Below are 9,276 nucleotides of genomic sequence, written 5' to 3'. Positions count from 1 at the left end.
TTCTCCACCCGCCGGGTGGAGAAGCCCGCCGAGCCGGGCGGGCCGCGTAGAACCGGATGATCCGGGCGTCCGGAGTATCGTGAGATGGACGAAGAGCGACGGGCCATGGGGCCCGCCTCCGCGCAACAGCCCAGGTCGGCGTACCCGGCCGTGCATGTCCCGGCGCCTGCGGTCAGGGGGCGAGCCGATCGGTTCGCGGCTTCCTCGCGCGGGAAAGGAAGTGATCCAGGTGCCGGACTTCTGGGGCGACCGAGACCGCATCGTTCGCAGCCGCGAGCGCATCCTCAGCGGCGAGCCGGCCCTCAGCAGCCTGCGGGTCCCCATTGTGAACTCGTGGCACCGGTGCCAGTCGATGGGGGTCTCACCGGACGCCGCCCTGGCCCCGCCGTACCAGCCGCAGCTCGATCTGACCGGGCGCTTGCCGCGTGCCGCCGCTCCGGTGCTGGAGCAGGTGGAGTCGCAGGTCGCGGGTGCACGGGTGGGCGTGATCCTCGCCGACCGGGACGGGGTGATCCTGCGCTGCCGTGCGGGGGAAAGGGCGCTGTACAAGCATCTGGACGCGGTGTGCCTCGCGCCCGGGTTCACTTACCGCGAAGAGTACGTGGGCACCAACGGCATCGGTACGACGCTGGAGGAGCGGCGGGCCTTCCAAGTCTTCGGTGCCGAGCACTGGGTCGACCGCCTGCACCCGTTCGCGACCGTGGGGGCAGCCGTCCGGGACCCGCTCAGCGGGCACCTGGAAGGCGCGATCGGTCTTGTCGCCTGGTGCGCCGAATACCCGGCCATGACGGCCACGCTCGCCGAGGCGGCAGAAGCCGTCGAGCAGCAGCTGCTGGAGCAGTACACCGAACGGGAGCGTTCCCTGCTCCAGCGGTTTCTGCGGGCCCAGAACGGCGAGCGGGCGGCCGTACCGGATGTGGAACTGGACCTGGCCGCCGCGGACCGCGGCGCGCTGACCGAGAACGACATCATCCTGCTGCGGGAGAAGGCCGCCGAGCTGATGTCCACAGCCCGCGCGACCGTTGAGCGGGTTCCGCTGTCCAGGGGCCAGCTGGCCACCCTGGTGTGCCTGCCTGTGTCGGGGCCGCAGGGCGCCGACGAGGGTGTGGCTGTCAAGGTGAGCCTGTCCACCGAGGCGGCGCAGGGCCGGACGACCGCCACGGCTGACGGGACGGGCCAGTCGCCCGCGCAGGGCGCACCCCCCGGGCCACGCGACGGGCCGCTTCCGGCGGCAGGCGTGCCGGTGCCGGGCGGCCGGGAATGGGAGCAGGAGCGGCATCGCACAGCACCGACGGCCGCGGCCGCACCGGCCCAGGCCCCGCGCGAATGGCTGCTGTCGGTGGGACACCGGGACATGGGTCGGCTCGCGCTGGCAGCCCGGGAACGTCTCGCACTGCTGTACGACGCGGGTGTGTGGATCGGCACCGCCCTGGACGTCACCCGGACCGCGGAACAACTGGCCGAGTTGGTCGTCCCCAGATTCGCCGACTTCGTCACGGTCGACCTGCTGGAAGCCGTGCTGGGTGGCGACGACCCGATCTTCGCGGACTTGCCGCTGCACCGGGCGGCGCTGGGCAGCCGGTACACCGACCCGCCGTTCGACCCGGTGGGCGCGCGGGTCAGCTTCGCCTCGTCCGCGCCGCAGGCCCGTGCCTTCGCCGATGGGGAGGCGGTGCTCGAACCGGACCTGCGCGCCGTCCCGGAGTGGCGGAGCCAGGACCCCGACCGCGTCGGGCGGATCCTGCGGTACGGCATCCACTCGCTCATCGCCGTCCCGCTGCGCACCCGCGGGGTGGTGCTCGGCCTTGCCTCCTTCTACCGCTCCCAGGAGTCCGGGGCCTTCGACGAGGACGACCTGCACCTGGCAGAGGAACTCATGGCCCGTGTCGCCATATGCGTGGACAACGCGCGGCGGTTCACCCGCGAGCAGACCATCGCCCTGTCCTTGCAGCGCAGCCTGCTGCCCGGTGTTCTCCCCGAACAGACCGCCGCCGAGGTCGCTCATCGTTACCTGCCGGCCGAGATCGGCATGGGCGGGGCGGGCGGTGACTGGTTCGACGTGATCCCGCTGTCCGGGGCGCGCGTCGCCCTGGTCGTCGGCGACGTCGTCGGCCATGGCATGCACGCAGCCGTCACCATGGGCCGTCTGCGCACCGCGGTGCACAATTTCGCCGCCCTCGACCTGACCCCCGACGAGCTGCTCGGGCGGCTCGACGACCTGGTGATGACCATCGACCGGGAGGAGTCAGCCAGGCCGGGCGGCGGTGACGTGGTCGGTGCCACCTGCCTGTACGCCGTCTACGACCCGGTCTCCCAGCGCTGCGCCGCGGCCCGCGCAGGCCATCCGCCGCCTGCCGTGGTCCGCCCCGACGGTTCGGTATACCTCGCCGAGCTGCCCGGCGGGCCGCCGCTGGGCCTGGGCGGCTTCCCCTTCGAAGCCGCCGAGCTGCACCTGCCCGAAGGCAGCCAGCTCGTGCTGTTCACCGACGGTCTCATCGAGGACCGTGACTGGGATGTCGATTTCGGCCTCGAACAGCTGCGCCGTGCGCTGGCCCATCCCGACCGCTCCCCCGAGCAGACCTGCGAGGCGGTACTGCGGGCCCTGCCGGGGGCCCGGTCGAGCGATGACGTGACACTGCTGGTCGCTCGCACCCGCGCACTGGGCGCGGAGCACACCGCGAGCTGGGACGTGCCCTCCACCCCGGAGACCGTCAGGGACGTGCGCGCGGCCGCCGTCCGGCAGCTTGCCGAGTGGGGCCTGGACGACTGCTCCTTCACCACGGAACTCCTGCTCAGTGAACTGGTCACCAACGCCGTTCGGCACGCTCACGGGCCGATCCAGGTACGTCTGCTCCGCGACCGCGCGCTGATCTGCGAAGTCACCGACGGCAGCAGCACCTCACCGCACCTGCGTCATGCCGCCGCAACCGACGAGGGCGGGCGCGGCCTGTTCCTCGTCGCCCAACTCGCTCAGCGCTGGGGTACTCGCTACACCCATGAGGGCAAGGTGATCTGGACCGAGCAGCCGCTGCACCCGGCCGATGCCGCCGGTCCGCTCGCCTGACGGCCCCGGCGCCGGAGTGCGCGTCAGTATCGCCAAGACTGCAGGAGGTGATCTCATGCAGACCGAGGAACGCCAGCGGGAAATCGTGGCGCTGGCTCATCGGGAGGGGCACGCGAACGTGGAACGGCTCGCCGCGACCTTCTCGGTGCCACGCGAGACGATCTGGCAGGACCTGGCGCTGCTGGAACGCCAGGGCCTGCTGCGGCGTGTGCACGGGGGAGCCATCCCCCTGCGACGGCTCGGGTTCGAGCCGGACCTGCCCACACGGGGCGAGTTCATGGAGGCGGAGAAACAGCGGATCGCCCAGGCCGCGCTGGCCGAAGTACCCGCCGAGGGGGCGATCCTGCTGGACGCGGGGTCGACCACGTCCCGCCTGGCCGAGCTGCTGCCGGGGGGCCGCGAACTGACGGTGATCACGAACAGCCTGCCGATCGCTCAGCTGCTCGCGGCACAGCCGGGCCTCACCGTGATCACTCTGGGCGGCCGGGTACGGGCCCGTACGCTCGCGGAAGTCGACGTGATCGCCATCCGCACGCTGAACTCGTTCCGTATCGACGTCTCCTTCCTGGCGACCAACGGAGTCTCGGTCGACCACGGCCTCACCACCCCCGACCTCGCGGAAGCCGAGGTCAAGCGGGCGATGTGCCAGCGGGCGCGCCGGCGGGTGCTGCTCACCGACAGCAGCAAGATCGGGAACGACTCGTTCTGCCGGTTCGCCGATCTCCGGGACCTGGACGTCGTGGTCACCGACACCTCCATGGAGGACGAGGCGGCGGCCGAATTCACCGCGGCCGGGCCGCGTGTCATGCGCGTGTGAGAGGGCCGGGGGCGGCCCCCTGCCGGATCCGTTCCGCCGGCGGCGGCGGAACGCGTTTGCCGCCCTCTCGCAGCCGTCCCGCCCGTCGGCATCGTCACCGAACCGCCCTGACGGCACCACCCCGCGCCCGGGAGTGCCTCACAGGCACGGCATGACCCCGCCCACGACGCCACGGACCCGACGCGGGCCGCCCGGCCACGCTCACGCCCCGATCCCGCCGATGGCCGCGGTCCCGACAGGTCCCGACGAGTAGCCGCCGGCCACGCCCGACCGGCACCGCCTCACCACGCAGGACGTGGCCCTATGCCCGCCGCCGGCCCTTGGCCCGCCGCGGATAGGGGAACAGCCGCGGGCTGCGGTGGGCCGCCACGTCCTCGACCCAGCCGAAGAGCAGCAGTGCCAGGAGGATCAGCGGAACGGCGACCAGCAACGGGAACCACTGGCTCGACAGCAGCCAGCGCACGTGCGTGTAGCAGAAGTCGTTGTCCCACAGCGGATCGATCAGCGGTTCGGTCAGCACCAGCGCCGCGCAGTGCCACAGGTAGACGCTGACCGCACGGGAGTTGAGCAGGCTCACCAGCCCGTTGAACCGCTCCAGCGGCCGGGGCCACTGCTCCCACGAAGGGCTCAGGTGGAGCAGCAGCATGACGAAGCCGATGGACCAGATCGCCTGGGCCGGCGGCACCGCTTCCAGGTCGGCGCCCACCCGGGGGTCGTCCACCGGCGACTGCTGCAGCCACCAGAAGCCGACGGCCAGAACCAGCGGCGCGATCGAGGGCACGACGTACTGGGGTATGCGGCGGAGCAGCCCCTCGTGATGAGCCATGCCGAGGAGCCAGCAGGAGCCGAAGGTGGTGAAGTCGGTGGCCGTCTCCATCAGCCGGCCGGACTGGTCGACCAGGCCGGAGTTGAGGATCGCCGACAGCACCGGAGGCACCAGCAGGGTGACCCAGGGAAGCCGGCGCATCGCCTTGAGCATCAGCGGCGACAGCAGCACGTACCAGAGGTACGCGCGCAGGTACCACAGCGGCACCACGATCTGCTCCGCCCAACTGGACGGCAGGTGGCCGTCGAAACCGTGCAGTGAGGTCGCGAACGGAGGGGTGCTCAGCGGCAGGACCCAGAAGGCGAGTTTGCCCCACCACCAGTTGGGGTGGCCCTCGGCGTGCGGGCCCCAGCCGTCGAGGATCATCGCGGTCAGCGCGATCACGCCGAACATCCACATCGGGGGGAGCAGACGGCGCAGCCGCCCCCGGATGACGCTCATGGCCGGTCTGCTGAGGGACCGGGCCATCAACGCGCCGGCCAACGCGAACATCACGCCCATCGAAGGAAAGAGCAGCGGCAGCCAGGTCCAGCCGAAGTTGTGGTAGATCACCACACGGATCAGGGCCAGCGCCCGCAGCAGGTCGAAGTAGCGGTCACGACCGCCCTTCGGCACGGGTGCCGCAGGTCCGCGCGCGGGGTCCGGTATCTCCGGTGGGGGGCTCTGCGCCGGTATCGCAGACGAGTCGGCCACCCGTAGCGGCATGGTGTCGGAGTCCACTTCGAACGCCCCGGATTCCGTTGTGGTCATGACGGCCTCGCCGCCGTGGTGACGTCCAGCCCGACTTCGCCGGTCCGGCGCAGCTTCTGCCAGCGCAGTCGGCCTCCGGTCAGGGCGGTGATCCAGGACTGCAGCAGGACCATGTACATGAGGATCCGGTAGACCACCTGCTGCACGGGAAGGGTGACCAGATGCCACGGCTTCTCCCGGTCCAGGTGGAAGGACCACCATGCGCAGAAGCCCTGCAGGGCCAGCACCGCGAACCAGGCGCCCAGACTCTTGTAGGGGTCGACGAAGACCACGCCGTAGACCATGGCGATGTCGATGGCGGGTGCGAGCAAGGGCGTGAGCACCATGAACAGGGCGACGAAGGGCAGTCCGACCCGGCCGAAGTGTCCGCCCGCGCCTCGTTCCAGCACCGCGTGCCGGTGCTTCCACATCGCCTGCATGGTGCCGTAGCTCCAGCGGTAGCGCTGGGACCAGAGCTGGCTCATGCTGCCGGGAGCCTCGGTCCAGGCCCTTGCGTTCTCGGCGTAGACGATCTTCCAGCCGGCCCGCTGCAGGGCCATGGTCACGTCGGTGTCCTCAGCGAGCGTCTCGTCGCTCATTCCGCCCACCTGGTCCAGTGCCTCACGGCGGAAGGCGCCGACGGCTCCGGGGATGGTCGGCATGCAGCTGAGCACGTCGTACATCCGGCGGTCGAGGTTGAAGCCCATCACGTACTCGATGTGCTGCCAGGCGCCGATCAGGGTGTCGCGGTTGCCGACCTTGGCGTTGCCCGCCACCGCGCCGATCCGCGGGTCGGCGAAGGGCTGCACCAACTCGTGGACGGTGGCGGGCTCGAAGACGGTGTCGCCGTCCATCATGGTGATCAGGTCGTTCGAGGCCGCGGCCACACCGGTGTTGAGGGCGGCGGGCTTGCCGCTGTTGGGCTGGCGGATCAGCCGGACCATCGGCAGGTCGAGCTCCTCCACGATGGCGGCGGTGTCGTCGGTCGACCCGTCGTCGACCACGATCACTTCGATCGGATGGTCGCTTCTGGCCAGCGAGAGCAGGGTGTTGCTGATGCACTCCTGTTCGTTGTAGGCGGGTACGACCACGGTGACCGGTTCGGTGACCGGGTCACCCCATGAGAAGCCGGGCTTGCGGGTGCGCCGCACGTGCACGACCGAGAGCACCAGCATCATCGCGAAGCGCACGAAGACCAGCACACCGACGACCGCGAGCAACGCCACCAGCCAGGGCATCAGCCGCACGGAGAAGCTGGTGCACCACACGAACGCCTTGCCGGCCCACAGGCTGTAGCCGGTGACCCGGGTGTTCGCCGGGCCGGTGCCGAGCGCCTCGCCGATGGTCTTGAAGGTGTATCCCTCGGACTTGAACTTCTCGATGATGATCGGGAGCGCGGCCAGCGTCTGCAACCGGTTGCCGCCCGCATCGTGCAGCAGGATCATCGCGCCCTGTCCGGCCAGCTCGGGCAGGGCGGCCTTGACGATGGCGTTGACACCGGGGCGCTTCCAGTCGTCGGTGTCCTTGTCGATGAACGCGACCAGATAGCCGTCCGACCCGACCTGCTTGGTCACCGGCCAGGACCAGTCGTCGAGCGCGTCGACGGTGGAGGAGTAGGGCGGGCGGAACAAGCTGGTGTGAACGCCGGCGACACCGGCCAGGGCCAGCTGCGTCTCGCCGAGCTCCCAGGTGAGCCTGGTGCCGGAGTGCAGCGCGAGGTCCGGGTGAGTGAAGGTGTGCGCGCCGATCTCATGGCCGCCGGCCACGATCTGGCGGATCAGCGCCGGGTAGCGGGTGGTCATCGCGCCGGTGACGAAGAAGTCGGCGCGAACGTGCTGGTCCGCCAGCACCTTGAGAATCCTCGGAGTCCACTGCGGGGAGGGACCGTCGTCGAAGCTCAGGACGACGGTCTTCTCGGGGATCGTATAGCTGACCGGCTTGTCGTTCCTGGCCCCCCGCGCGTCCACGATCGGACCGCCCTCCAGCAGGCTGCGTGGCACGGTGCCCTTGTCCACCGAGACCGCGATGCGCTCGTCGTGGAACACCTCGTTGTTCGCCATGCCGCGGAGCACCATCAGCGCCAGCAGGGTCACCAGTACGGTCATCGGCAGGAAGAATCGCAGGGGTGGCGCAGCGAGTCTGCGCGGTCGCAGGACGGACTGCCGGGGGCGTTGGTGGCGGGGCATGTACTTCCTGGTCGTCGCGCGTACTAGGGGGCGGAGTCGGGGACAGCGGCGGAGGCGGTCCCGGCCGTTGTCGGCTGAGTGGTGGCGTTCGGGATCCGCCGGGGGCCGGCGCGGCCCGGCTCACCCGTGCTGCGCCTGGCCTCCAACGGAGGAGAGGGCAGCGGGGCGTTCACGTACTGGCCGGGCGGGGCGGTGTCGGCGGTGTCCGGGACGGCGAAGCGGGGCGCCTGCGACTGGGTTCCCAACAGGCCGGAGATCATGGCCAGGGCGAAACCGACGCAGACGACGCCGACCACCCAGCCCAGACCGCGCAGGCGCCGGCCGCGTCGACCCGTGCGGTCCACGAAGACGGGGGAGGGCTCGACCTCTGTTGTGATGCCGGTCACCAGGGGCCTCGGGCTTTCCTTGATCGCGTCGGCGCGAACACCAGTGTGGACCGAAAATAGTGCAGCGACGTGCCACATGGCAGCGAGGTTGTTCGGTTTGTCATGATCCATCCGGCCCGCGTGACCGTACTGATATGAAGATGTGGCGAGTTGACCCTGGTCTCATAGGATCCTGATCGCAACCCTGTCACCTTCCCGATCGGACCTCTGCGTATGGCCAGAACCCTCCGCCCCGGCTGCACGGCCGGCGTAGTGCTCACGGTCGCCGTTCTGTTCCTGGTCTACGCCTGCGGCGGGAAGGGGGGCGACAGCGGGGCTCCGGTGCCGGGGAGCACCTCCTCCGCTCCGTCCGGGCCTTTCGACGTCTCGTCCATGCTGAATCCGGCAGGCCGGATGCTCGGCGTCGTCGACGACAAGACGCCGTGGCAGTACGGCATCGTGAAGACCTTCACGCAGCAGGCGGGGCGCGCGCCCGACATACGCGAGTACTACAGTGCCTGGGGCGACGACTTCGATCCGGAAGGCAACGCCTTCCTGTGGCAGCACGGCCTGCTCCCGATGCTCTCGCTGGTGCCCCTCGACACCTCGCTGGCCGACATCGGCGGCGGCTTCGACGACGCCTACGTCCGCCGGCTGGCCCGGCAGATCGCCGCGTACCACGGCCCGCTGGCCCTCGCCTTCGCCGCCGAGATGAACGGTCCGTGGAACTCCTGGGGTCCCGACCACGCCAAAGCCGCCGACTTCGTCGCGGCTTGGAGGCACGTCCATGACATCTTCCACAGCCTTGGCGTCACCAACGTGATCTGGGTGTGGAGTCCGCATGTGGTCGACACCGGTACCACGGCGAAGCTGCGCCCCTACTACCCCGGGAACGCCTACGTCGACTGGGTGGGCCTCATCGGCTACTACGGGCCGATCGACGGCAACGCCTTCTCCAGTCTGTTCACGCCCACGCTGCGGGAGGTCAAGGCCTTCTCCGACAAGCCGGTGCTGATCACGGAGACCGGAGTGGCGGAGGGCAACCGCAAGGCGGAGCAGGTGCGCGACCTTTTCCAGGGCGCTGCGAAGGCCGGCGTCATCGGGCTGGTCTGGTACGACCAGCGCAAGTCCTGGTCGGGCAGCTCCCAGTTGATGGACTGGCGGATCGACACCTCGGTGGGCGCCCGGGCGGCCTTCCGTGCGGAATCGGCCCGGTACCACTTCGGCCACTCGTTCAAGAACGGCTGAGCCGGCCATGGCAGAACGGGAAGGGCGCAGCCCCGGCCGGT

At 70.2% G+C, this 9,276-nt stretch carries 6 protein-coding genes; 3 read left to right on the top strand and 3 right to left on the bottom strand.

Features of this window, described 5'->3' with window-relative positions; all coding sequences use genetic code 11:
• Positions 1 to 229: 229 nt before the first annotated feature.
• Complete coding sequence (locus VIW71_RS03665) at positions 230 to 3,064, top strand: SpoIIE family protein phosphatase (RefSeq protein WP_331620472.1); 2,835 nt, start codon at positions 230 to 232, stop codon at positions 3,062 to 3,064.
• A gap of 55 nt (positions 3,065 to 3,119) precedes the next feature.
• Positions 3,120 to 3,881, top strand: coding sequence for a DeoR/GlpR family DNA-binding transcription regulator (locus VIW71_RS03660; protein ID WP_331620471.1), 762 nt, complete (start codon positions 3,120 to 3,122; stop codon positions 3,879 to 3,881).
• Positions 3,882 to 4,182: 301 nt separating this feature from the next.
• Here VIW71_RS03660 and VIW71_RS03655 read toward each other — a convergent pair whose 3' ends face one another.
• From VIW71_RS03655 to VIW71_RS03645, 3 genes are all read right to left on the bottom strand, one after another.
• Entirely contained in the window at positions 4,183 to 5,457 is a 1,275-nt protein-coding gene (locus VIW71_RS03655; RefSeq protein WP_331620470.1) for an acyltransferase family protein, read from the bottom strand.
• Positions 5,454 to 7,541, bottom strand: coding sequence for a bifunctional polysaccharide deacetylase/glycosyltransferase family 2 protein (locus VIW71_RS03650; RefSeq protein ID WP_331620469.1), 2,088 nt, complete (start codon positions 7,539 to 7,541; stop codon positions 5,454 to 5,456). Before VIW71_RS03650 ends, VIW71_RS03655 begins: the two co-directional genes overlap by 4 nt.
• Before the next feature lie 104 nt (positions 7,542 to 7,645).
• On the bottom strand, positions 7,646 to 8,119 hold the full coding sequence (locus VIW71_RS03645; protein WP_331620467.1) for a hypothetical protein: 474 nt from the start codon (positions 8,117 to 8,119) through the stop codon (positions 7,646 to 7,648).
• Positions 8,120 to 8,221: 102 nt separating this feature from the next.
• Between VIW71_RS03645 and VIW71_RS03640 the strand changes: the two genes are divergently transcribed.
• Positions 8,222 to 9,235, top strand: a complete 1,014-nt coding sequence (locus tag VIW71_RS03640; RefSeq protein ID WP_331620466.1) for a glycoside hydrolase family 26 protein — start codon at positions 8,222 to 8,224, stop codon at positions 9,233 to 9,235.
• Positions 9,236 to 9,276 lie beyond the last annotated feature (41 nt).

The organism is Streptomyces sp. (assembly GCF_036524955.1).
Classification (GTDB): domain Bacteria; phylum Actinomycetota; class Actinomycetes; order Streptomycetales; family Streptomycetaceae; genus Actinacidiphila.
The sequence above is the reverse complement of the archived record's forward strand: the minus strand, read 5'-3'. Positions and strand labels throughout refer to the sequence as shown.